General features: G+C 45.3%; 16 protein-coding genes. 6 read left to right on the forward strand and 10 right to left on the reverse strand.

Annotated elements, in window-relative coordinates; all coding sequences use genetic code 11:
• The first annotated feature begins 101 nt into the window (after positions 1-101).
• On the forward strand, positions 102-4,190 hold the full coding sequence (locus tag BLW31_RS10660; RefSeq protein WP_010536042.1) for a two-component regulator propeller domain-containing protein: 4,089 nt from the start codon (positions 102-104) through the stop codon (positions 4,188-4,190).
• Between the two features lie 1,207 nt (positions 4,191-5,397).
• Positions 5,398-5,805, forward strand: a complete 408-nt coding sequence (locus BLW31_RS10665) for a hypothetical protein (protein ID WP_010536043.1) — start codon at positions 5,398-5,400, stop codon at positions 5,803-5,805.
• 405 nt (positions 5,806-6,210) lie between these two features.
• Here the strand turns inward: BLW31_RS10665 and BLW31_RS10670 are convergent, their stop codons facing one another.
• The 5 genes from BLW31_RS10670 to BLW31_RS10690 all read right to left on the reverse strand — a co-directional run bounded on the left by BLW31_RS10670 (position 6,211) and on the right by BLW31_RS10690 (position 11,522).
• The gene (locus BLW31_RS10670; RefSeq protein WP_010536044.1) at positions 6,211-8,160 is read right to left on the reverse strand and encodes a DEAD/DEAH box helicase; all 1,950 of its coding nucleotides are present in this window, start codon (positions 8,158-8,160) and stop codon (positions 6,211-6,213) included.
• A 111-nt stretch (positions 8,161-8,271) separates the two neighbouring features.
• Positions 8,272-9,342: a tyrosine-protein phosphatase gene (locus BLW31_RS10675; protein WP_010536045.1), complete on the reverse strand. Its 1,071-nt coding sequence runs from the start codon at positions 9,340-9,342 to the stop codon at positions 8,272-8,274.
• 125 nt (positions 9,343-9,467) lie between these two features.
• A complete protein-coding gene (locus BLW31_RS10680) occupies positions 9,468-10,391 on the reverse strand; it encodes a carbohydrate kinase family protein (protein ID WP_010536046.1) in 924 nt (307 codons plus the stop codon).
• Positions 10,379-10,984 (reverse strand): SIS domain-containing protein, encoded by a 606-nt coding sequence (locus BLW31_RS10685; protein WP_010536047.1) that lies wholly within the window; start codon positions 10,982-10,984, stop codon positions 10,379-10,381. The genes BLW31_RS10680 and BLW31_RS10685 overlap by 13 nt, the downstream gene beginning before the upstream one ends.
• A 4-nt stretch (positions 10,985-10,988) precedes the next feature.
• The gene (locus BLW31_RS10690; protein WP_010536048.1) at positions 10,989-11,522 is read right to left on the reverse strand and encodes an LOG family protein; all 534 of its coding nucleotides are present in this window, start codon (positions 11,520-11,522) and stop codon (positions 10,989-10,991) included.
• A gap of 105 nt (positions 11,523-11,627) precedes the next feature.
• Here BLW31_RS10690 and BLW31_RS10695 point away from each other — a divergent pair, with 105 nt between their 5' ends.
• Complete coding sequence (locus tag BLW31_RS10695) at positions 11,628-12,848, forward strand: M16 family metallopeptidase (RefSeq protein WP_010536049.1); 1,221 nt, start codon at positions 11,628-11,630, stop codon at positions 12,846-12,848.
• 90 nt (positions 12,849-12,938) lie between these two features.
• Here BLW31_RS10695 and BLW31_RS10700 read toward each other — a convergent pair whose 3' ends face one another.
• Genes BLW31_RS10700 through dapB form a run of 4 tightly spaced genes read right to left on the reverse strand, consistent with a single transcriptional unit; the run spans position 12,939 to position 16,880 of the window.
• The gene (locus BLW31_RS10700) at positions 12,939-13,577 is read right to left on the reverse strand and encodes a WbqC family protein (protein WP_010536050.1); all 639 of its coding nucleotides are present in this window, start codon (positions 13,575-13,577) and stop codon (positions 12,939-12,941) included.
• A gap of 42 nt (positions 13,578-13,619) precedes the next feature.
• The gene (gene lepB, locus BLW31_RS10705; RefSeq protein ID WP_010536051.1) at positions 13,620-14,558 is read right to left on the reverse strand and encodes a signal peptidase I; all 939 of its coding nucleotides are present in this window, start codon (positions 14,556-14,558) and stop codon (positions 13,620-13,622) included.
• 41 nt (positions 14,559-14,599) lie between these two features.
• Positions 14,600-16,081 (reverse strand): signal peptidase I, encoded by a 1,482-nt coding sequence (gene lepB, locus BLW31_RS10710; RefSeq protein WP_010536052.1) that lies wholly within the window; start codon positions 16,079-16,081, stop codon positions 14,600-14,602.
• A 34-nt stretch (positions 16,082-16,115) separates the two neighbouring features.
• The gene (gene dapB, locus BLW31_RS10715) at positions 16,116-16,880 is read right to left on the reverse strand and encodes a 4-hydroxy-tetrahydrodipicolinate reductase (RefSeq protein WP_010536053.1); all 765 of its coding nucleotides are present in this window, start codon (positions 16,878-16,880) and stop codon (positions 16,116-16,118) included.
• 83 nt (positions 16,881-16,963) lie between these two features.
• Here dapB and BLW31_RS10720 point away from each other — a divergent pair, with 83 nt between their 5' ends.
• Positions 16,964-18,247 carry a DUF2851 family protein gene (locus tag BLW31_RS10720; RefSeq protein WP_010536054.1) on the forward strand — a complete coding sequence of 428 codons (1,284 nt, stop codon included), beginning with the start codon at positions 16,964-16,966 and terminating at the stop codon, positions 18,245-18,247.
• 5 nt (positions 18,248-18,252) lie between these two features.
• Here the strand turns inward: BLW31_RS10720 and BLW31_RS10725 are convergent, their stop codons facing one another.
• A complete protein-coding gene (locus tag BLW31_RS10725) occupies positions 18,253-20,865 on the reverse strand; it encodes a TlpA family protein disulfide reductase (RefSeq protein WP_029425183.1) in 2,613 nt (870 codons plus the stop codon).
• A 211-nt stretch (positions 20,866-21,076) separates the two neighbouring features.
• Here BLW31_RS10725 and BLW31_RS10730 point away from each other — a divergent pair, with 211 nt between their 5' ends.
• Both BLW31_RS10730 and BLW31_RS10735 read left to right on the forward strand, forming a co-directional pair.
• On the forward strand, positions 21,077-21,634 hold the full coding sequence (locus BLW31_RS10730) for a hypothetical protein (RefSeq protein ID WP_029425185.1): 558 nt from the start codon (positions 21,077-21,079) through the stop codon (positions 21,632-21,634).
• 131 nt (positions 21,635-21,765) lie between these two features.
• A complete protein-coding gene (locus BLW31_RS10735) occupies positions 21,766-24,843 on the forward strand; it encodes a chondroitinase family polysaccharide lyase (protein ID WP_010536057.1) in 3,078 nt (1,025 codons plus the stop codon).
• The last annotated feature ends 73 nt before the right edge of the window (positions 24,844-24,916 follow it).

Raw genomic sequence — 24,916 nt, forward strand, 5'->3', positions numbered from 1 at the left:
AGATGTCTTGAATGTTTTCTGTGCAGTTCTTGGACGTTTTCCTGATTTTCTATATCTTTCCGTCGATTTTTATGGCGTGATTTAAAATAAAGAAATGCTATATGGAAAGACACAGTGAATGGACGAAAAAAACTTCTTTTCTTAAACGAATCCTATTTCTGATAGCTTCTTGCCTTTTGATAGGGGCAGAGGCAAATGCTTCTTATAGTTTGCGGCAATTCTCCAGTAAGAACGGATTGTCCAATAGCGCTATTCTCTCTCTTTGTCAGGATAGACACGGAGTGATATGGATCGGTTCGTGTGACGGGCTGAATGTTTATGATGGCAATTATCTGGGATTATACAAACCTACGAATCTTCAGAATAGCTTTTCCGGCAATCTGATAGAACGGATTATTGAAGCCGATAATGATGTACTTTGGATACAGACTAATTATGGACTTGACCGCTTCGATACACAAAGGCAGACTATACAAAGTTTCAAGGATTTTAAGTATATCAACCGTATGGCGAGAAGTCCGGAAGACGATTTCTTTATAATAAAGGATGACGGCTATATTTATTATTATCAACCGGAGTTGAAAGAATTCTGCAAACTGGACGTGAAGAAAATACATTTTGAGGAAGTACAGCAGATGTCTATTGATAATTCCGGCGTTCTCTGGATTTTCTCTTCGGACAATGATAACCGGAGCTATGTGATAGAAAAGAATGAAAATCAGATCAAGCTGGTTCCCTGCAATCATTTAAATCATTCGGAAAAGCTTCTGTGGACATTTGTAGATGGAGATTTAATCTATTTTGTAGATAGTACCTATGCGTTTTATGAGTACGATCTGAATAGCCATAATAAATATTTTATAGCGGATCTGGAAGAGGAGATTCAGCATCGTGGCGATATCTCATCTATCATTAAGCAGAAAAACGATTATTATATTGGTTTTAAAAGCAGCGGACTGATTCAGCTGAAATATTTGCCGGATTCGAAGGTGAAGTATGCTATACAGTCCATTAATATTCAGTCGGGCATCTTCTGCCTGATGAAAGACCGGTTTCAGGATATTATCTGGGTAGGGGCTGACGGACAAGGCATATATATGTATTTTACGGATGAATTTTCTATTGAAAATGTGTTGCTGGACGTACCGGAATATCGGGTAAATAACCCTGTCCGGGCATTGTTCCTTGATCATGAACAGACCTTGTGGATAGGCACAAAGGGGGGAGGCATTCTAAGGATGATGGACTTTCATCCTGACAGGGAGACATTGCCGCAGGCAGAGAGAATTCTGGCGAACAATAGTGCATTGATGGATAACTCAGTCTATAGTTTTGCTCCGGGCAGACGAAATTCATTATGGATTGGTACGGAAGACGGACTGAACTATTATTCTTACCTCACGAGAAGGATAGAAGAATTTCCGGTTATAGCGGATGGTAAAAAAGTGAAGTATGTGCATTCCATCTGTGAGACGAATGATAGTACATTATGGGTTGTTTCGGCAGGTGAGGGCATTGTGAAAATCACTTTAGAGGCTTCTTCGTCCTTGCCGAAAGTGAAGTCGGCACAACGTTTTACTTTGGATGGAGGAAAGAGAAACTCTAATTATTTCTTTGTCTCCTATCAGGAGAATGATTCGACTATCTGGTTTGGTAATCGCGGATATGGTGCATATAAGATGAATACACGCACCAATCAACTAACCCCTTGCCGCATTGACGATGTGGTGAAGAATCAGACGGTGAATGATATTTTTGCCATTCATAAAAATGACGAAGGATACTGGTTTGGCACGAGCTTCGGATTAACCCGGCTTTATCAGGGTGAATACAGGGTATATAACGAGACTGACGGCTTCCCCAACAATACGATTCATGGTATATTGGAAGGAAGGGATAATAATTTGTGGCTCAGTACCAATCAGGGGATGGTGCGGTTCAATGTTCGCGAGAATACAGTACAGACCTACCGCCAGCAAGGTGACCTAGAAGTGATTGAGTTCAGTGATGGTGCTTTCTTTAAGGACCAGCAGACAGGTACGCTATTCTTTGGCGGGACAAACGGATTCATTACAATTACCGAGAACGATCATATGTCAGAAGAATATATGCCTCCTTTGCATTTCAACCGTTTGTCTATTTTTGGTAAAGAATGTAATATCTATGATTTCCTGCAAGGACCCAAGCAAGAGACTCTGGTGCTTGACTATAGCCAGAACTTCTTCAATCTGTCTTTTCTGGCAGTCGATTATATCAATGGCAATAATTATACTTACTCTTATAAGATAGATGGATTGAGTGACAGCTGGATTGAGAACGGACTTTCTACAGTAGCTGTTTTTTCCAATCTGTCACCGGGAGAATACACCTTACTGGTGAAATACCGGAGCAATATAACCGGACAGGAGAGTGAACCTTTTTCATTGCTCATTCGTATCATTCCCCCCTGGTATATGACTACCTGGGCCTACGCTTTTTATTTCCTGCTGTTTATTCTGTTGATTCTCGAGTCTGTCTGGATGATAATAAGGCATTATCGTAGAAAGCGGAATGTGATGATTGAACAGATGAACCGCCAGCAACGCGAGGAGTTGTACGAATCAAAACTACGCTTCTTTACGAACATAACACATGAATTCTGTACCCCACTGACATTAATTAATGGTCCGTGTGAAAAGATTCTTTCCTATAGCAGGGTAGATGGTTATGTGCGTAAGTATGCTACGATGATTCAGCAGAATGCATTGAAACTGAATGCGCTGATTCTGGAACTGATCGAATTCCGTCGGCTGGAAACGGGAAATAAAGTCCTGAAGATTAAGCCGGTTCCTGTCACAGAACAGATACGCACCATTGCGGAATCATTCGGAGAACTGGCTGAAAGCCGGAAACTGAATTATCGTTTGCAGATTGAGAACGGAGTGTATTGGAATACAGACATCAGCTGTCTGAGCAAGATTGTCAATAACCTGATTTCTAATGCTTTCAAGTATACTCCGGAAAATGGTACCATAACGGTGATGCAGACAGTGGAGAATGACCGGCTTTGCATTCGCGTGTCTAACACCGGAAAAGGTATCAAGGCGGCTGATCTTACAAAGATATTTGACCGCTACAAGATTCTGGATAATTTCGAAGTACAAAACAAAGATGGCATTGCTCCGCGAAATGGTTTAGGGCTGGCTATTTGTCACAGTATGGTGAATTTATTGAATGGTCAGATTCATGTTTCCAGCACTCCTAATGAGATAACTACGTTTGAAGTGTTGCTTCCCACGATGGAGGTTACGGTCGATAATGAAGACGAAAAAGTGGTGGAAGAGTTACCGCCGGTACCGGACGAGCGGTCTGTTGAACTCCGGAACTCATCGACCGAATATGATAAAAACAAGCAAACGATAATGATCATTGACGATGATCCTTCTATGCTATGGTTTGTGACGGAAATTTTTGTGGGACCCTATAATGTGGTGCCATTGAGTAGTGCGGAGGAGGCTTTAAAACAATTGGGCATTCAATTGCCCGATTTGATTATTTCGGATGTGATGATGCCCGGAATGGATGGAATGTCATTTGCCAAGAAGATCAAATCAGATAAGCTGTTGAGCCGTATTCCCCTTATCCTGCTTTCTGCTCTGAATAATATCGATGAGCAGACAAGAGGAATTGAGTCCGGAGCAGAGGCGTATATTACCAAACCGTTTAACGTGGAATATCTGGAGAAGGTAGTGAGAAGGCTGTTGCAACGTGAGGAAGACCTGAAAGAGTATTATAGTTCTGTTCTGAGCGCTTTTGAACTGGATGACGGGCATTTCCTGCATAAAGAAGATAAATCTTTCTTTGAGAAGATGATGCAGATTATCGATAGTCATATTCAGGATACGGAGTTGTCTGTTGAATTGTTGAGTAATTCACTTGGATATAGTACCCGCCAGTTCTATCGAAAACTGAAGAATATCACGGACAAGACTCCTGCCGACATTATCAGGGAATATCGTCTGACTATTGTCGAGCGTTTGCTGCTGACAACACAGCTTTCAATCGAAGAGATCATGGATAAAACCGGATTCTCGAACAGAGGAACTTTCTATAAGGCATTTGCACAGCGGTTTGAAATGACGCCTAAACAGTATAGAAAGATAAAAGCGAAGGACGTGCAGGAGAGTTCCGAAGAAGGAGCCCCCGAATAAATGCCGGAATACCTTGGGAGATAACAATCGTTCGTTTCCGATAAGACATGGGTTAATAATTCTTTTTTTAGACATAAGAACAAAAGAACAAATAAGTTATAAAAGCTATAGGAAATATGTTCTTTTGTTCTTATGTCTAAAGTTGATTCAAAACCGTACGGAAATGAATTAAATTATAAATTAAGGATTAGGCACGGATTACACGGATTTCACGGTTTTAGTGCTATGATTAATTACGTAAAACAACCGTGTTCATCCGTGTAATCCGTGCCTAAATATATTCTTTTCGGTACAGTATGGAGCTTAAACTCGGTTTTCGGACTGACCCAGTAATTCTTCATTTCAAACTTCTTCATAATGATTAAAACAGATGTTTTATTGTCATCTGTCAGCTTTTAGTAGGCAAACTGTTTATAATGAGATAATTATCTCCTGACAATACACCCTGATAATACAGCTGACAATAGCAATCGTCCATTCTATTGTCAGCCGTATCATGCTGTTATTCCAGTTTGACTATTTGATAAAGAGTCCCTTGGTAAGTATGCTTTGCTCGTGCCACGCCTTTGGCATGCTTGTGCCACGCCTTTGGCACGACTGTGCCATCGCAGTGGCACAAGCATGCCAAAGGCGTGGCACGAGCATTTCAGAGGTTGGGCACAATCGTTTCCATAGGTGGCACAACTGTTCTGATAGCTTGTCACAAACCGTATGGATACTTGAACGGGAAACGACGAAAGGAGAGATGTTGGTGACAGTATGAAATGAAGGCTGATATATCGGAAGCTTCCCTCACTCCATAAGCTGACAGTAAAATGGAATTTTTGCTATTATCAGCTTATTGTCAGGGCTTATTGTCATGAGGTAATCTGTTTGTTATGAGGTTATTATATATGAAAAGCTGACAGATGACAATAGAAATCGATATTTAATCATTATGTAGAAAATGCGGGAAAATTATTTCTCCGGTCATTTCCTGTTTATATTTGAAAAATAGTATCTTTGCAGTGACTATCATTTTTTCACTAAGACGCAGGGAATCCTGCTTTTGACGAGTTGCAGGCATTTTTGCCTGTGGCTCTTCTCATAGGCGGTTTCGTACCCCCGTGGGGAGTATATAATGTACCTCCAGCGTCTTAGTGATGTGATAGTCAACGGGAAAGGCGAAACCGTTCTTTTTTTGCCCCTTTATTAATACTTTTATCTTATGGAAACTGAAAACGCTTTGACTATCGCGGAAGAAAGTCTCAATGAACTCTTTTTTGAAGAAGAAGCCCGTCTTTGGGCAGAGGTGTACGGCAAGCAATCTGATAAGCCGGACCTTGAATCTCTTCAACGCATGTTGGAGAATATGAACCATTTGCTGCTTAGCTTAGAACTTCCGTGGGAACGCTTTATCCCTATCCTGTACCGAAGTTTTGCTCTTTACATGCGTCATCCGGACGAAAATACCAATAACCGGAAAACTTATCAGCTTTCTGCCCAACTCATGGACGCTGTTGTCTTTCTGTCGAAGAATACGAGCTTCATTCATTCTGTGCACCTTTTCTGTAACGTGCAGATTGCTGCGTTTAAAAAGCTACAGGATAAAGAAGCAGAAGTGAACTCAATTTAAATAAAGGATCAGGCACGGATGACGCGGATTAACACGGTTGTTTTATGTAATCATAGCATTAAAACCGTGAAATCCGCGTCATCCGTGCCTGAATATATTCAAATCCGTTCGGGATTAAGCCTGACGAGGAAATAAACCGAAGGTTATGGGAGGGAGTTAAGTTTGCTGTGATTGCTGCATAAAAGTTAATTGAATGTTCTTGTGAGGGTGTGTTAAAACCCTTATAAATAAAAAATCATCCTCGCTACAACTATCTGAACTGCACTCCTAAAGTTTTGTGTCCAACTTTTGGGGTGCAGTTCAATCTGTAGCGAGGGTGATTTGGTTGAAAGGGGAGTTTTGACACATCCCCATAAATTCGTATAGATACGATCTTGGCAACTTACTGAGTTTCGTAGCCGCTTATTATTTCTTTTTCGGCTTTCTGCGTGCCCATCCTTCTTCGCTGAAGTCAGGCTCTTTATCTTTGAAGAACTGCTGCCAGTCATCTGTCTTTTTCGGCCCCCGTGCTCCGTAGCCGCGTTCTTCGCGACTGGGCTTCTCACTTCTTTTTTTCTTGTCGGTCTTGTCATTACCCCCTTTGGATGATCTGTCACTCTTTGTTCCTCTTTCTGACTTTTCAGAACGTGAGCCGCGACCATTGTCGCTACGTCTCTCCGAAGAAGTACCGAAAGGACGTTTACCACCCCGACGTTCGGATGAGCCACCATTTCTGCGACCTTCTCCGTTTTCTTCACCGGCAATCTCAACAGATACCTTGCGTCCGTTCCAATTGGCCCGGTTCAACGCTTTAACAACGTTCTGCACCTCTTTTTCTTCTACTTCGAAGAAAGAGAAGTTCTTCATCAGGTCAATGCGTCCCAGCTCAATGCGTCCGCGTGTATTGTTATTCAGTAGAGTAATTAGCTCACTAGGGAAGAAACCGTCCATCTTTCCCAGGTTGATAAACAGGCGGGTAAAGCCCGGTGCGGCCTTCCGGACGCCTCTTTCACGGCTGTCGCGTGTGTTGCGTTCTCCACGGCTGTCGGTAGGAACTTCAATTTCTTCGCGATCACGGTAGTAATCCAGAAAGCGGTTAAACTCATGAGATACCATGCGTTTGATCAGGTCCTCTTTGCTCAACCATTCCAGTTTACGGTAAATCTCGGGCATGAAGTCAGTGATTTCTTCCTCGTTTACCTTCACCTTTTCCAGTTCGTCGATCACTTTGATAAGCTGTTTCTCGCAGATCTGCTTGCCTGTCGGCATCTCTCCGGGGATGAACTTCTTGCCGATAATGCGTTCGATTTCGCGCAGCTTGCCTTTTTCTCTCAGGTTGATGATGGCGATGGAAGTACCTGTCTTTCCTGCACGTCCGGTACGTCCGCTGCGGTGCGTATAGCTTTCCGTATCATCCGGCAAACCGTAGTTGATTACATGCGTCAGATCGTCTACGTCGAGCCCGCGTGCGGCAACATCCGTAGCTACGAGCAATTGCAGGTTGCGGATGCGGAACTTCTGCATCACTGCATCACGTTGGGCTTGTGACAATTCTCCGTGAAGTGAATCGGCGTTATAGCCTTCCTGCATCAGTTTATCGGCAATCTCCTGTGTCTCTTTACGGGTACGGCAGAAGATGATACCATATATCTGTGGGTAATAGTCGACGATGCGTTTCAGTGCAGCATATTTGTCTTTTGCCTGCACCGTATAAGCTACGTGTTTTACGTTGCTTGTGCTTTCGTTCTTGCGTCCGATGGTTATTTCTTTGGCATTGTTCAGGTAGTTCTTGGAAATGCGTGAAATCTCCGGGCTCATCGTTGCCGAGAAGAGCAATGTATTGCGTTCTTTGGGTACATCGGCCAAAATAGCATTGATGCTATCGGTGAATCCCATATTCAGCATTTCATCTGCTTCGTCCATCACGATGTTGTGGATGGTTGAGAGGGAAACCGTTTTGCGTTCCATCAGGTCGAGCAGACGTCCCGGGGTAGCAACGATGATATGTACACCGCGTTTCAGGCTGCGTATCTGACTGTCGATTGAGGAACCGCCATAAACGGGCAGCACTTTCAATCCGTCAATGTATTTCGAGTAATCATTCAAATCGCCCGCTATCTGGAGACAAAGCTCGCGTGTGGGGCAAAGGATAAGCGACTGGGGAACCCGGTTCTTTACGTCAATCTGTTGGAGCAGGGGCAGACCGAATGCGGCTGTTTTACCTGTGCCAGTTTGTGCAAGAGCTACTACATCATTATTTTCTCCTAAAAGGTACGGAATCACTTCCTCTTGTACCGGCATGGGATTCTCATATCCCATCTCTTCAATTGCTCTACGTATCTCCGGAGAAACGCCAAGCTCTTCAAATGTCTTCATTAAATCTCTGTATATCTTTTATTTCGGCTGCAAAGATAGAGAAAAATAATGGATAATGAATAATGGAAAAAGGATAATTATTGCTGCCTGCATGGCATTATCCATTTTCCATTATTCATTATCCATTAATAAAATGCTGCGGAGCTGTTCTATTTCTTCTGCAGAGAGTCCGAGACCTTTCTTCAGATATGCCTGTACGCTGCCGTACTCCGCTTCTATCTGCTCTTTGGCGGCATTCAGAAAATCTTCTTTGGCAGAGTAAATCGTGGTAATCGCCTCTTGCGAGTTGATGGGTAATTTATAAGCATATTTAGATGCTTTGGGGATATTGAAGTAATCATTGCTCAGTCGGTAATCTTCCATGATAACTTCTTCATTGACTCCCAGGGCCGCCAGCACCAATGCCGAAGCGATTCCCGTACGTCCTTTGCCTGAGGTGCAGTGGATGACGGCGGGATAGTTGTTACGGTCGAGCAAGATTGTGAAAAGCTCCTTAAATTCTTTCGTGTAGTCGCTGACCAGCTTGCGGTTCATTTCCTCCACCAGCCGGTAGACTGTATCTGTTTTTATCTTTTCCTCCTGTATTTTTTGCAGGATGGATTCCATGTTTCCGGTAGGGATGGAGATATGCACGATGTTGAACGCGTCATCATGGAGTTGAGGATAATTGTGGCGCTCTTCTTCCGAACGCATGTCGATAATGGTCCGTATGCCTATGTTCTTCAGTTCCCGGCGAGAGCAGAAAGGAATACTGTCAATCTGTGCGGAACGATATAACATTCCCCAGCGGGTTACCTTTCCTGTTTCGCTGGATTTGTATCCTCCCAGGTCACGGAAGTTCTGTATACCGGGGATATTAACGTTGCGTGCCGCTACCTTGACCCGGTATTTGTTGTTGAATACCATCAGATAGTAGTACCGTTGACTGGGATCATCGGTGACGATTGTTTTCTTTCCTTTGGAAATGTTGATGATGTCCACAGGGTTGTCTTCCGGGATAAAGTCGTGGGCGGTAGAAGCATATATCTTTACCTGTCCTTTCAGTATCGGGGCTGTTTCCCATTTGATAATGCAGTTGCCCACATTATTCTCCTCGCATACCACAGAAATAGTAGGAGAGGTGCCGGAACAGGACGGGAGCACCAGTAGGATGGTAAGCCAGCTTAACAGGTTCTTGTACATAGTTTCTTTGTCTGAGTGAATCATGTACTGCAAAGATAAGAATTACCCGCAGATGTGATCATTCCTTTGCGATAATTAGCCAAAGTTAATAGTAATTTACGGGTAGGAGAGTACCCGTAAACAGCCTATTTGGTATAATTTCGGGCAAACTCTACCGGAACCGAATTGCTGAAGCTGCGACAGACTTCTGCTGCAAAGTCTTTTCCGCACTGAATGACTTTGTCCCATATTTCCTCGTTCAAGTTGTTCAGGTCACGGTAGCGGACATCGTATTTGAGCAGCCCGTAGATCAATCCGGCATTGAAGTTATCTCCGGCTCCGATGGTGCTGACTGCATCCAACGGCTCTATCGGATATTCTTTGCTCACTTGATTGGTACGGAGCGATACTTTATCGCCGCCTGCCGTGCAGATAAATCGGGGACAATAGAACTTGATCTTGTCCTTATAGATTTTGTCTGCATCCTGCATTCCGTACATATAGAAGAAGTCCTCCAGTGATCCGCGTACAATATCCGCATACTCCAGATTCTCGATGATTGTAGGAGCAAGTTTCATTGCTTCGTTCTTATGAGAGGAACGGAAGTTCGGGTCATAATAGATAATTGCCTTTTTGTCCCGTGCCTGATCAAGCAGTTCCAGTATCTTTTCCCGGAGTACAGGATTCAGTGCATAGTAAGAGCCTACCATGACAATATCATCCTCTTCCAGTTTGGGGAACAGAACATCCAGACGTTGCTTGGGGTAATCTTTATAAAAGATATACTCGGCGTCACTCTTTTCGTTGAGGAAAGCCAGCGACACAGGCGACTTGCCGTCAGGGAACACATTCACATGATCAGTCGGGATATGATTCTCGCGCATAAATTGCAGGATGATATTCCCTACGTGGTCATTTCCCGTTTCGCTGATGAATCCCACTTGGACTCCCATTCGTGCCAGGGATACGATGCCGTTGAATACAGAGCCTCCCGGTACGGCTGCGGAAGGCTGGTCGCCCCGGAAGATTATATCGAGGATTGTTTCTCCGATGCCGATTACTTTTCGCATAGTGACCTTGATTTTTCTCCCAGATAACCTCCGTGATGGCGTTTTGAGTATTCGGCGATCGTGAATCCTGTTTCCTTCATGGTTTGTACTACCAGTATATCACCGATAACGGTCATGGCGGTAGTCGAAGTAGTGGGGGTCATCCCCAGCGTACACACTTCGGCAGGTTTGCCGGTACTCAGACAGACGTCCGATTCATGTGCCAGCGGGCTGTCAGGATTACCGGTGATAACGATAAACTTCAGTTCCGGGTCCAGATTATGGGCCAGTTGTGTTAATTCAACAATCTCGCGTGTCTTGCCGGAGTTGGAGATAAGCAGCAGCAAATCGTTTCTTTGTAAAATTCCCAGGTCTCCGTGTTGTGCTTCGCTAGGATGCAGAAAGACTGAGGGAATGCCTGTGGAACAGAAAGTGGTAGCGATGTTCATTGCAATCTGTCCGGCTTTTCCCATACCGGAAGTTACCAGTTTTCCCTTTTTCTGATGTATCTGTTCTACAATCAGTTTCACAGCTTTCTCGTAAGCGTCTGTTACAGGGATGTTGAGCACTGCTTGTGCTTCCTGTTGCAATAGTTGTTTGATGGAGTCTATCATATGATCAGTATATTTTTTCTTTTAATTCTTCCAGAGTGTTTGCTACTTCGTAGTATGTAGAGAAGGGCTTCCGGGCGAATCCTTTGCTTTCCAGTGTGCCGAGTGCCTTCAGCAGTTCGTCGTAAAATCCATATTCATTGTAGAAGATGACTTTTTTCTGGTGGTATCCGATGGAAGCGGCGGCTATTACATGGAATATTTCGTCGAGTGTACCCACACCGCCGGGTAGTGCCACCAGTATGTCCGACTTTTCCGTCATCACATCCTTACGGTCACTCAGATTGAAGGTGTGGATTATTTCGTCCGGTTGTGTGCTTACGCTGTTTTTCTCTTCCAGCAGGGTCGGGACTACTCCGATAACTTTTCCACCGTTTTCTTTTACGGCACGGGCCACGCATTCCATCAGCCCGAGACTAGCTCCTCCATAAATCAACGTTTTGCCTGTCTGCCCTATCCATTCGCCTATTTGGCGGGCACTGTCGAAGTACATTTTGTCAATGCTTTCCGAGGCAGAACAGAATATTCCTATCTTTTTCATACACGTTGTAACTGTTATAGTCCACAAATATCTGCAATTTTCTATAAACGACAATAAGTTTTATTGTATTTTTGCGGCATTAATTCAATAAGGAAGTAGAAAACAATGCAATATAACGAATATACATTGCCGAATGGCCTGCGTATCATCCACGAACCGACTCTGTCGAAAGTGTCTTATTGTGGTTTTGCCATCGATGCCGGAACACGTGATGAAGCGGAGAATGAGCAGGGGATGGCTCATTTCGTAGAGCATCTTATTTTCAAGGGGACGGAGAAACGGAAAGCCTGGCATATCCTCAACCGGATGGAGAATGTGGGGGGCGACCTGAACGCTTATACAAATAAAGAAGAGACGGTAGTCTATGCCGCCTTTCTGACCGAGCATCTGGAGCGTGCCCTCGAACTGTTGGGGGATATTGTGTTTCATTCTACTTTCCCTCAGCATGAGATAGAGAAAGAGACAGAAGTGATCATCGACGAAATCCAGTCATACGAGGACAATCCTTCGGAACTGATTTTCGATGATTTCGAAGATATGATCTTCCGCAATCATCCGTTGGGAAGGAATATTCTCGGTAAACCGGATTTGCTGCGGAGTTTCCGCACAGAAGATGTCCTTTCGTTTACCAGGCGATTCTATCAGCCGGGGAATATGGTATTCTTTGTTCAGGGGCAATATGATTTCAAGAAGATTGTCCGTCTGGCGGAGAAGCATCTTGCCGATGTTCCGGCAGTAACGGTAGATAATCAGCGTGTGCCTCCTCCTCTGTATGTGCCCGAACGTCTGGTAGTGTCTAAAGATACTCATCAGGCACATGTGATGATCGGCAGCCGTGGATATAATGCGTATGACGACAAGCGTACGGCCCTTTATCTCCTGAATAACATTCTTGGCGGTCCGGGCATGAACAGTAAGCTGAACGTGTCGCTTCGCGAACGTCGCGGACTGGTCTACAATGTAGAATCCAATCTGACTTCTTATACGGATACCGGTGCCTTCTGCATCTATTTCGGAACGGATATTGAAGATATGGATACCTGTCTGAAACTCACCTACAAGGAATTGAAACGGATGAGGGATGTGAAGATGACATCTTCGCAACTGGCAGCAGCCAAAAAGCAGCTGATCGGGCAGATCGGAGTGGCATCGGACAATTTTGAGAACAATGCGCTAGGAATGGCGAAAACATACCTGCATTATCACAAATACGAGTCATCGGAGGTGGTATTCAAGCGTATCGAGACGTTGACAGCAGAGCAACTGATGGAAGTTGCCAATGAGATGTTTGCCGAAGAGTACTTATCGACATTGATTTACAAGTGATTTATTATATTTGAGCAGGACTGTACGAATGGTAACTAATTAGCTTTATTATACTTTGTTGCTACTTCCCGAAGAAGACCTGCCTATCTATTATAGGCGGGTCGGTTTCTTTAATACCAGCAGACTTTCCGGTCCCATATTGAAAAGCAGGTCGATAATACTCAGATTGGGAAGAAAACCGAGTTTGGATTCGAAGACCTGGTAATATGGTTGCGGGCTAAATTCCGGATCAGTTGTGCGGAAGTCTTTCTTGGGATGAATGCTTTCACGGAAATCAGTCTCTTCCGCACTGAATTCCATTTTATATGCTGAAGTCCGTTCTATATTGGGCTGAATGTCTATCAACTGACAAACCAAACGGCATATTTCTTCGTTGAAATCGATCAAAAACTCGTATTTCTTTTCGTAAAAGGGGCGGAAATCATCTTTATAATATTCGAAGAAAGGAGTGTTGTTATACGCTGATTCAATGGCGTTCCAGTGCAGATGGCGCCAGTTGCCGTGATCGGAGATGCGTATATCTTTCATCGGACATTTCAATGTATCAGGTTTGACAGTCGGGATGGAGAGTGCCAATTCACCGTCGGGACCGGCAATCGTACAACGGTTGCGGTAAGTTTGCTTGATGTAGTGGTCGTGCTGTTCGATGTATATTTTATCATATTCCAGCAATTTGGTGTAATATTCTACTGGAGCGAGGTAGGCGGATGATAAATAAGCTATTCTCATTATTTGATGTGTAGATGTTATGTTGAAAACTATGTATATGGATTATTTCACCGATTGAAAGAAGCGGTTCCAGCGGTACCCGTCCAGTATTCCCGTTCCTTTTTCCTTGGAGAACCAGATCAGCGACGCTTTCCCGATCATATGATCTTGCGGAACGAATCCGAACAGACGCGAGTCGGACAGGTTGACGCTGTTGTTGGAAGCCATCCAGTAGTAATCTTTGGTGAAGAAACAATGCTGTGTAGGTTTTCCGTCGATATAAAGCGTATCATTCTTTATTTCCGCCTGTTTGCCTTCGTGCATCACGAGGGTATTTCGCAGTAGCGTGATATTCCACGGATATACTCGTAGTGCTTTCCCTTTGCTGGGGACGATAAGCGGTTTCAGTTCCTTGTCTTGTTTTTCCGTTAGAGGCCGAATCCAGTTCCGGTCGCCGATGGCCTGTTCCAGCAGATAATATTCATATCGGCTGAAACTGCGGACATGAGTACTGTCATCGCTTCCCATCAGTCCGTCGTTGGTGATGGAGAGCGTCCGGATAAGGGATGTGATCAGATTCTCTTTGGAGGCAGGGTAGGTATAAAGTCTCTTTTTATCGGGGTTGAACTGCGCTTCGGGAGAAGAGACGGAAAAGAGAGAATCGACAAGTAACGTATCGCCCGGAGTACCGATGCAACGGCTGATATAGATTTCCCGTCGGTCAATCGTAGGTTGCTGAATGCCGGCAGGATTGTTGAATACTACGATGTCCCGCTTCTGTACGGGGCGTTCGCGCCAGCGATGATAGGAAAATGCCGACATCAGCGGGAGGCGCAGACCGTAACTCCATTTGTTTACCAGAATACGTTCACCCTGAAAGAGAGAGTTCTCCATGCCGGTGGAAGGGATAAGGCAGGATGTAAAAGCAAATCCCCGGAGCAGAAGCACAATGACTATTGCTCCGACGAATGCTAGTATCCATTTGAATTTACGAATGTTCATCAACTTTTATCACCTTATCGCACTATGATGTTCGTATCTTATCAGTCTACCCACTTGAAGATGCGGTTCCAACGGATCTTTCCGTCAAACCATCCGCGGTCTTTGTCAAGTGATAGCCATACAACGATCGGTTTACCCACTACGTGATCTTCGGGAACAAATCCCCAGTAACGGGAGTCTGCCGAATTGTGGCGGTTGTCACCCATCATCCAGTAGTAGTCCATCTTGAAGGTATATTGGTCGGTTTTCTCGCCGTTGATGTAGATTCCGTCCGGCTTGATCTCCAGTTTGTTACCTTCGTAGGCCACAATACAGCGCTCATAGATAGGCAGATTGTCCTCGGTCAGAGTAATGGTAGCACCTTTGGCAGGTATCCAGATCGGACCGTAGTTGTTGCGGTTCCACTTGGTGTATAAGTTCAGCGGGTACATTTGTCCGGCATACTCTTCCGGTTCCATCACGATCTTGCTGATCAGCTTTTTATTGCCGGACAGCGTATCGTACATTTTCTTCGTCAGCGGCAGATGATAGATAGGAGCCATCTTGCCCTGTGCGTTATGATTGTTTAGTCCGATCTGCGCAAAGGTTTCTTCCCATGTGGGGTCATCATACAATGCCTGGTCGTCTTTGCTGATTCCTAATTCGCGGAACATATCTTCCGGGATATACGGGCCTGTGGTCTGTACAAAGTAGTTGAATTGCAGGTTCTCCGGATTCTCAATGGCCTTGCTGTCAATCATCACCTGACCGTCTACAATCTGGAGTGTATCACCGGGCAGGCCGACGCAGCGTTTTACATAATTCTCACGACGGTCTACCGGACGGTAAACCACCTTGCCGTAATTGCGTGGATTCGACAGAATCTGTTGGCGACCGGCATTATAATACAAGTCATAAACAGCGCGTTGTTGCTCGCGTGTCAGGCTGTCCATCTCTATCTGCTTGGGGTACAGGCGCTGACCTTCACCATAAGCTATCGAGTAGAAATCTCTCTGCTGATCGTTGAGTGCTACTGTGTCACCGGCAGGAAAGTTGAAAACGACGATATCGTTCAGTTTCACTTTTCCGAATCCGGGAACTCTTTTATATTTCCACTGAGGCCATTCGATGTATGATTTGGTATTTAAAACAGGCAACGTATGCTGAGCCAGCGGCATAGATAGCGGCGTATTGGGCACGCGTGGTCCGTAACTCATCTTGCTGACGTATAGAAAGTCGCCTACCAGCAATGACTTTTCCAGTGAGGAAGAAGGAATCTGATAATTCTGGAAAATGTAGATATTGACAAAGTAGACAGCAACCAAAGCGAAAACAATGGCATCTACCCAGCTCATGATGCTACGGACGGTAGGATTCTTCGATTTCTTCCAGAATGACCAGGGTATTTTCTTGGTGATATAGATATCGAAGATAAAAGGAACGACAATCAGCCCCCACCAGCTGCGTACCCAGATGAGGAAGGCGAGATAAAGGAGAATAGCAATGGTGCATTTGATCCATTGTGTGCGTGTGGCTTGTCTCATAATCTAAAATTCGTTTGATAGTGGCTTTGAAGCCTTATTCGTTTAAGAATGGGAATAAATCACTCATACCCAGATATCCCTCATGCTGGGCGGTGTATTCGGCAGCCAGTATGGCTCCCAGTACAAAGCCGCCGCGATTTTTGGCATCGTGCGTGATTGAGATACTGTCTACGTCAGATTCGTAACGGATGGTATGAATACCGAAAACCTCCCCTTCACGGATCGAGTCGATAGGAAGCTCGTTGGAAGCGCAGGCGTCAGTGCCGCTGACAGTGCCGTCCGGTGCAAGGAGCGTTCCTTTTACCCATTTGTCTTTGCGGTTCATATTCTCCAGTATTCCTTCTGCCAGCGTGATGGCGGTTCCGCTGGGCGCATCCATCTTATGGATATGATGAGTCTCGCTCATAGTGACGTCATAAGCGGGAAATTGATTCATTATCTTTGCCAGATGCTTGTTGACAGCTGAGAAAATAGCGACTCCCAGACTGAAGTTGGACGACCAGAAAAGAGTCTTTCCGCCTTCGGTACACAGTTTCTTGATTTCTTCGCCATGCTCTGCCATCCATCCTGTGCTGCCCGATACTAACTTGACTCCGGCTTTGAAAGCTTTCATATAATTGTTGTAGGCTACCATCGGATTGGTAAATTCAATGGCTACATCGGCGGACTTGAATGCTTCCGACTCAAAATCTTCCTGATTATCTACATCAATAATGCAGACTATTTCGTGTCCGCGACTAAGGGCTGCCTTTTCAAGTTCCTTGCCCATTTTTCCATAACCGATCAACGCTATTTTCATTGTTTTCTGACTTATATTCAAAATAATAGTCGCAAAGATAAGATTTTTATTACATTTGCAGTGCACATTAACTTTCTGTTAACATGGAACACCTTCTCCACTATGTGTGGAAACATAAATTATTCCCTCTCCAAATACTGCAAACCACTGAAGGCTTACGGGTAGAAGTAATCGATTCCGGACTGCAAAACTCCGATGCCGGTCCCGACTTTTTTAATGCAAAGCTGAAGATCGACGGCACATTGTGGGTGGGAAACATAGAAATACATACTCACTCTTCAGACTGGTACCGTCACGGACACAACAATGACAAGGCATACGATTCGGTGATTCTGCACGTCGTGGAAGAAGCGGATACCGAAGTAACCCGTTCCGACGGAGAGACAATTCCCCAGCTGCGCTTGACTTGTCCCGAGAATATACAAACCCATTATCACGAACTTTGCAGGGCCGATCAATATCCTGCCTGCTATTCCATCATAGGGTTCTTATCCAAATTAACAATTCATTCCTGGCTGACAGCGCTCCAAACCGAACGTCTGGAACAAAAGGCGAAGCAGATTACCGACCGGCTGGAACGGTGCAATCATCATTGGGAAGATGCTTTCTTTATCACTCTTGCCCATAATTTCGGTTTCGGGCTGAATGGCGATGCTTTTGAGACGTGGGCAGGACTGCTTCCGTTCCGGGCGATAGACAAGCATCGGAATGATCTGTTTCAGATAGAAGCTTTTTTCTTCGGACAGGCCGGTTTGCTGGAGGAGGCGTTTTTGAAGAAGGAGCAGGAGGACGAATATAGCCTCCGGCTCCGTAAGGAGTTTCGCTATCTGCAACGTAAGTTTGAGATGACGCAGGTAATGGATGCCGGTTTATGGCGTTTTCTGAGGCTTCGTCCGGAAAACTTTCCTCATATCCGGCTGGCTCAGTTGGCTTATCTGTATCAGAAAGTAGACAAACTCTTTTCGCAGATAATGGAGGCGGAGACTTTGCCGGAAGTGCGCCAGTTACTGTCCACGCATGCTTCTGCCTATTGGGATCATCATTATATATTCGGGCGGACTTCTCCGCAAAGAGAGAAACAGATGGGAGAGAAGTCGCAGAACCTGATTGTGATTAATACCGTTGTTCCTTTCTTATATACGTATGGCTTGCATAGATCCGACGACCGTATGTGTGACCGTGCCGGACGTTTTCTGGAAGAACTAAAAGCGGAGGACAATCATATCATCCGGTCGTGGAGGGATGCCGGGCTACCGGTCGGTTCGGCGGCAGATAGCCAGGCATTGATACAGCTCCGCAAGGAGTATTGTGATAAACGGAAATGTTTATATTGCCGTTTCGGATACGAGTATTTGCGGAAGAAGTGAATAGTTTATTTCTCTAATAACTTATAGACTGCATTAAGAAGATCATCGGACATATAAGGTCTGGGAGCTTTCCGGTTCACAATGTTTCCTTCCTTGTCTATCAGCATATAGGTTGGGAAAGAGTGGACGTCAAGATATTTTTCAATGGCATCTTGTTGTTGGTCGGGCAAATTGTAGTGGACCGCACTTTTGCTTGCCAGACCATATTCTTTGATGATGTTTTTCCATGATTTATCCGAAGAATGATTGCATAGATACAAGAATATGACGTCTTTTCCGGCAAATAGTTTTTTACTCGCTTTTGCATATTGCATCATGTTTTTGCAGGGACCGCACCAAGTGCCCCATACGTCGAGATAAATCACTTTCCCCTTATAAGGTTCGATGATTTTACGGAACAGTTGTTCTCCATCGGTGATTTCCGCCAGAGGTTCGTTGGGCATCAGGCTTTCAGGATGTTCAATCGTCTTATTCGATAATTTCTCATATTTCTGTTGCTGAGATAGTATGTAGACTTGCAGGGAAGGATTGGAAACTTCCTTCTTATATTGCTCGATAAGTGTATGTGGCAACTCATTGTGCCTGTTTTGCAACATTTCATAATAGTATTGGGTCTTGAGTATCTCTCTTAAGTTTGTATCCATTTGCAGGGAGTCGATGATTGACAATTTACGATTGGCGGAATTTTTAGCCAGCTGCTCTTGTACATAATTGGTGAGCAGGTTATCTTTGTTTACCAGTTGCTGCACTGTTTCTATGATTGGTTTTAGTTTTTCAGTGTAAGCTATTACTTCCAGCGAGTCTGCCTTGGATGCTTGCAGTTCATTAACCTTATCCTGATATACACAGAAATTGCGTAGTGCATTTTTCTCTTCCTGAGTTAATTTAATCTTTCCTTTGGCATCAAATTCAGAATAAATTCTTTCCAATTCCTGTGGTGTCAGATTTACGTTCGGATTGGATGGCGGCAGGATATCGTCGATATATCCGGTATAGTCTCTCATAAAAGAAGAATAGTCTCTGAGAAGCGTATACGGCTGTACGGGATTTGGATAAAAGGCGGAGTCTACGTAAGCCATAAATCCTTTTTCCAGTTGCTCTTGTTTATTACGATCGACTGAGAAACGGCGTTGCATCAAACCGTATGCTGCGCCATAGCGGATTTGATTCTCTGTGTAGTAACGGTATTTGTTGGAGAGTAACGGATGTTCCCGAAGTATCTTTTCCCGGTATTCCGATTTGTGTCGGGTAATTTCCTGTGTTTTGTGCAAATAATCTAAATTGCTCATTTCCTTTCCTTCGTCGTAATCGATATATTCTCTGAGTTCTTCATAACTCACCAGCTCGTTGAGCGCGCGCGCCTTGTCGCCCATAAAGAATCTTTTTCTTTCGTTATAGTCTACATACAGGAAATAAGTTTCGCCCGGTTCTACTGTCGAACAGATAGTAGTACGTCCCCAGTCGATAAATACATTGTGGGTGTTCAATACGGGAAAGCGGATGATGAATCGTCCCAGAGAATCGATATCAGTGTAATATTTCTCTTCGTTTTGAGTGACCATATCGGGCACCGTCACTTCGAAAGGTCTGTCGGAAGGTAGGTTACGCAGATATCCGACGAGGGTTACACTATCCGTGTGATATCCGTTGTCGATGTAGGGTGTATGATCGGGAGATGGATAATCGGGTATGCAATAATGGTTGCAGAGAAAATAAGGTTGTGATTTTCCTTTTCCGATAGCCAGAGAGCAGGAATCTTTGCCTTCTTCCCGTTCCAGTTTTACAGTCAATCGTTCTGTACCGTTTTTCAGGGAGACGGTAGTCTTGTTTTTTTGAGTACGTATCGACTCGTAATCCCAGAATTGACATTGGTAGACAGCGAAGTGTTCGAAGAAGCCAATGGTCCAGTCGCCGGTCGCTTTATTGATCCAACATCCCGTGATGGGGTATACTTCGGGGTGGGAAGCCATAGGGGTTACTGTTTCGTTTTGTAGCTCGGATGCTACTTTCAGTGTACCTGTAAGGGGGAAACTGAGATAAACCAGCTTGTAGAGTTCTCCGCTTTTGGCGAGCAGGCGATATTCTTTATTGAGGAAATATCCGGCGGATAGGATATCCCATGTTTTCCCGTCATAGAGCATTTTGCCGTCCCGGGTGAATTCGTAGATTACTTTTCCGGTGAGTCCTTTCACCCATTTCCGATAAAGGATGTCGGGCAATGTGGTCGGAGTAAGCAGTTCCGTATGGTCGGGGACTTGCTTGCGGATGCAGTTCCTCGGTTCTTTCCAGCCTTTGTACCAGAGGATGGCGGTGTCATTGAATACGGGAGTGATCCGGAACTCCGTCGTGTCTCCCTTTTGATTGCGTAAATGGAAGAAGTAACTTCCGTCGGCTTCCTGCTCCATTTGTTCGACATAAAAAACGGTGTAGAAATTTTCTACGAAGTTCTCTCCGATAAGCGGACCATTCCAGTCGGATACATTGTCTGTTTTAAATTGCCAGTAACCTCTCAGTGATTCGGGGATTGTTAGTGACGCGGTGGATTGGGCGAAGGTGATTGTCTGTGTGCAGCACAACAGCAATAAGCTTACCATAAGAAAGCTGTGGGGGTGTTTCATAGGTGTGTTTTTATTTAAAGTTAATATGGTTGTAAAGGTATCGTAATATTGAGGCCGTTATATGTGGTACATCTATTATTTATAGATGTTTAACTGTGAAGAAACCACCGTCGGTTTCATCAGCCGCTTTTTTCTTTCTGTTTCGTATCAAGATATTGAACTTGTCATTATCTTTGCAGCGTCATTTTAAACTCTTAATTTATATCGTGTTATGAGAGCTAAAAAGTTTGCATGCTGTTTGTTGGTCATGTCGTTGCTGGCAGGTATTTCATTTATTTCCTGTGGCAATAGCTCCAGGGCGAAAGCGGAAAGAGAAGCGGCACAGGCAGGAGAGGATTTCAAGTCGTTTCTGGAAAAGTTTACTTCCAGTGCAGCGTTCCAGTACACTCGTGTCAAGTTTCCGTTGAAGACTCCGGTCACTTTGCTGGCGGATGACGGGGAGACGGAGAAGACATTCCCTTTTACTAAGGAGAAGTGGCCGCTGCTGGATAGTGAGACCTTGAGGGAAGAACGTATCACACAAGAAGAGGGCGGTGTTTATGTATCCAAGTTTACATTGAACGAGCCGGCACATAAAGTGTTTGAGGCAGGATACGAGGAATCGGAGGTTGATTTGCGTGTTGAGTTCGAGTTGCTGCCGGATGGAAAGTGGTATGTGGTGGACTGCTATACGGGCTGGTACGGATACGACCTGCCGATTGCAGAACTGAAACAAACGATTCAGCATGTGCAGGAAGAAAATGCTGCCTTTAAAGAATTGCATCCTTAGGAGAAGACAGGGTATCTTTTTTTTCCTGAATACATAATTTGAGGTATTTTGTACGATTTGAACCCCTCTTTTTCCGGAAAGAGGGGTTTCTTTGTACCCGGAAATAAACGATCTTTAAACTAATACCCTGAATGATGAAGCAATTCCTTACCCAGTCAGTGACTTTGTTGATATTGTCTTTTCTCAGTCCGGCATTCCTCCATGCGCAGATAGTTACGGACGAGCGGATGTTCTCTTTTGAAGAGCCGCAGCTGCCTGCCTGTGTGACAGGTGTGCGGTCGCAGTTGAACAGATCCGGTGCACATTATAAAGACGGAAAATATTCGCTGGAATGGACCTTTGAACCGAACGGCGTATTGGAACTCAGGAAAGACCTGAAGTTCGAAAAGAAAGACCCGACAGGGAAGGACCTGTATCTTTCCGCTTTCATCGTATGGATATACAATGAACAGCCTCAGGATGCTGCTATCGAGTTTGAGTTTCTGAAAGACGGCAGAAAGTGTACCTCTTTTCCTTTCGGCATCAATTTCAAAGGATGGCGTGCGGCATGGGTCTGCTATGAACGCGATATGCAAGGGACGCCGGAAGAGGGAATGAACGGGCTCCGTATCGTGGCTCCCAATGCAAAAGGGCGCCTTTTCATCGATCATCTGATCACTGCGACAAAGGTAGATGCCCGCCAGCAGACGGCGGACCTGCAAGTGCCGTTTGTCAATGCCGGCACCACCAATCACTGGCTGGTGCTTTACAAACACTCCCTGCTGAAACCGGACATCGAACTGACGCCCGTAAGCGACAGCCAACGGCAGGAAATGCGTCTGCTGGAACGGCGTTTCCGTGATATGATCTATACCAAAGGGAAGATTACGGAGAAGGAAGTGGAAGCCATCCGTAAGAAATATGATCTCTACCGGATTACCTATAAGGACGGGCAAGTTACCGGAGTGCCCGTTTTCATGGTGCGTGCGTCCGAAGCCTACGAGCGGATGATTCCGGACTGGGACAAAGATATGCTGACCAAGATGGGAATCGAGATGCGTGCTTATTTTGATTTGATGAAACGGATTGCGGTAGCTTACCATAACAGTGAGGCGGATTCTCCGACCCGTGAGGAAATGAAGCGGAAATTTATGGCGATGTATGACCATATCACCGATCAGGGAGTGGCTTACGGCAGTTGCTGGGGCAATATCCACCATTACGGATATAGCGTGCGCGGACTTTATCCGGCTTACTTCCTGATGAAAGATGTACTGCGTGACGAAGGAAAGCTGCTTGAAGCGGAACGGACGTTGCGCTGGTATGCTATCACCAATGAGGTATATCCCAAGCCGGAAGGTAACGGCATCGACATGGACTCCTTCAATACACAAACGACCGGTCGCATTGCGAGCATTCTGATGATGGAAGACACCCCCGAGAAACTGCAATATCTGAAATCCTTCTCCCGATGGATTGACTACGGCTGTCGTCCCGCACCGGGGCTTTCCGGTTCCTTCAAAGCAGACGGAGGAGCTTTTCATCACCGCAATAACTATCCCGCTTATGCTGTTGGCGGACTGGACGGGGCGACCAATATGATTTATCTTTTCAGCCGGACAAGCCTTGCTGTCTCCGAATTGGCACATCGGACGGTAAAGAACGTCCTGCTTGCCATGCGTTTCTATTGTAATAAACTGAATTTCCCCTTATCCATGTCAGGCCGTCATCCCGACGGGAAGGGAAAGCTGGTTCCTATGCACTATGCCTTGATGGCAGTAGCCGGAACTCCCGATGGAAAGGACGATTTTGATAAAGAGATGGCATCTGCCTACCTGCGCCTCGTGTCTTCCGATTCTTCGGTTGCGGAGCAGGAACCGGAGTATATGCCGAAAGTATCGAACGCACAGGAACGCAGGATTGCCGAACGATTGGTCAGAAATGGCTTTCGTGCAGAACCCGACCCGCAAGGGAACCTGTCGCTGGGCTATGGCTGTGTGTCCGTACAACGGCGCGGAAACTGGTCGGCTGTGGCACGCGGACATTCGCGGTATCTTTGGGCAGCCGAACATTATCTGGGACATAATCTCTATGGACGCTATCTGGCACACGGAAGCCTCCAGATTCTGACAGCTCCTCCGGGACAAACAGTGACTCCCGCCACCAGCGGATGGCAGCAGGAAGGTTTCGACTGGAACCGTATTCCGGGAGTGACTTCCATCCATCTGCCGCTGGATCTGCTCAAGGCCAACGTTCTGAATGTAGACACTTTCTCCGGAATGGAAGAGATGCTTTATTCGGATGAAGCATTTGCCGGCGGTTTGTCACAACAGAAGATGAACGGCAACTTCGGAATGAAACTGCACGAGCATGATAAGTATAACGGAACGCATCGTGCGCGAAAATCCTTCCATTTCATCGGTGGAATGATTGTTTGTCTGGGATCGGATATCGAGAACTCCCATACGGAGTATCCTACGGAAACCACCATTTTCCAACTGGCGGTGACAGATCAAGCGGCGCATGACTATTGGAAGAAGGAAGCGGGTGGGGGAAAAGTCTGGATGGATCATCTGGGTACCGGGTATTATGTGCCGGTTGCTGCAAGATTCGAGAAGAACTTTCCTCAATATTCCCGGATGCAAGATACGGGCAAAGAAACGAAAGGAGACTGGGTATCATTGATTATCGATCATGGGAAAGCCCCGAAAGCGGGAAGTTACGAATATGCGATTCTGCCGGGAACCGACCGGAAGACGATGACTGCCTTTGCAAAGAAGCCCGCTTACAGTGTATTGCAGCGAGACCGTAATGCGCATATCATAGAATCGCCCTCTGACGGAATAACTTCCTATGTGCTTTTCGAAACTCCCCGGTCAGTGCTTCCCGGTGGATTGTTGCAGCGTACGGATACTTCCTGTCTGGCAATGGTTCGCAAGGAATCTGCTGATAAAGTTTTATTGACTATAGCTCAACCGGATTTGGCTTTGTATCGGGGGCCGAGTGATGAGGCTTTCGATAAAGACGGAAAACGTATCGAACGCAGTATCTATTCCCGTCCGTGGATTGGTAATGAAAGCGGTGAGATTCCTGTGACGGTAACTTTGAAAGGCATGTGGAATGTAGTGGAAACTCCTTTCTGTAAAGTGCTGTCAAAGGATAAGAAACAAACGGTGCTCCGCTTTCTCTGTAAGGATGGAGCCAGCTATGAGGTAGAACTGGAGAAATAATTTCTTCCTTTCCGGTAAAAGAACTTCTGCCTTCTCGTTGAGATTTCGGAATTAATACATATCTTTGCATACA

The sequence above is a fragment of the Bacteroides faecis MAJ27 genome (assembly GCF_900106755.1).
Classification (GTDB): domain Bacteria; phylum Bacteroidota; class Bacteroidia; order Bacteroidales; family Bacteroidaceae; genus Bacteroides; species Bacteroides faecis.

What these genes read in the sequence shown, in the direction of transcription:
- BLW31_RS10660 (WP_010536042.1), top strand. Translation starts at nt 102, where the DNA reads ATGGAAAGACACAGTGAATGGACGAAAAAAACTTCTTTTCTTAAACGA.
- BLW31_RS10665 (WP_010536043.1), top strand. Translation starts at nt 5,398, where the DNA reads ATGGAAACTGAAAACGCTTTGACTATCGCGGAAGAAAGTCTCAATGAA.
- BLW31_RS10670 (WP_010536044.1), bottom strand. Translation starts at nt 8,160, where the DNA reads ATGAAGACATTTGAAGAGCTTGGCGTTTCTCCGGAGATACGTAGAGCA.
- BLW31_RS10675 (WP_010536045.1), bottom strand. Translation starts at nt 9,342, where the DNA reads ATGTACAAGAACCTGTTAAGCTGGCTTACCATCCTACTGGTGCTCCCG.
- BLW31_RS10680 (WP_010536046.1), bottom strand. Translation starts at nt 10,391, where the DNA reads ATGCGAAAAGTAATCGGCATCGGAGAAACAATCCTCGATATAATCTTC.
- BLW31_RS10685 (WP_010536047.1), bottom strand. Translation starts at nt 10,984, where the DNA reads ATGATAGACTCCATCAAACAACTATTGCAACAGGAAGCACAAGCAGTG.
- BLW31_RS10690 (WP_010536048.1), bottom strand. Translation starts at nt 11,522, where the DNA reads ATGAAAAAGATAGGAATATTCTGTTCTGCCTCGGAAAGCATTGACAAA.
- BLW31_RS10695 (WP_010536049.1), top strand. Translation starts at nt 11,628, where the DNA reads ATGCAATATAACGAATATACATTGCCGAATGGCCTGCGTATCATCCAC.
- BLW31_RS10700 (WP_010536050.1), bottom strand. Translation starts at nt 13,577, where the DNA reads ATGAGAATAGCTTATTTATCATCCGCCTACCTCGCTCCAGTAGAATAT.
- lepB (WP_010536051.1), bottom strand. Translation starts at nt 14,558, where the DNA reads ATGAACATTCGTAAATTCAAATGGATACTAGCATTCGTCGGAGCAATA.
- lepB (WP_010536052.1), bottom strand. Translation starts at nt 16,081, where the DNA reads ATGAGACAAGCCACACGCACACAATGGATCAAATGCACCATTGCTATT.
- dapB (WP_010536053.1), bottom strand. Translation starts at nt 16,880, where the DNA reads ATGAAAATAGCGTTGATCGGTTATGGAAAAATGGGCAAGGAACTTGAA.
- BLW31_RS10720 (WP_010536054.1), top strand. Translation starts at nt 16,964, where the DNA reads ATGGAACACCTTCTCCACTATGTGTGGAAACATAAATTATTCCCTCTC.
- BLW31_RS10725 (WP_029425183.1), bottom strand. Translation starts at nt 20,865, where the DNA reads ATGAAACACCCCCACAGCTTTCTTATGGTAAGCTTATTGCTGTTGTGC.
- BLW31_RS10730 (WP_029425185.1), top strand. Translation starts at nt 21,077, where the DNA reads ATGAGAGCTAAAAAGTTTGCATGCTGTTTGTTGGTCATGTCGTTGCTG.
- BLW31_RS10735 (WP_010536057.1), top strand. Translation starts at nt 21,766, where the DNA reads ATGATGAAGCAATTCCTTACCCAGTCAGTGACTTTGTTGATATTGTCT.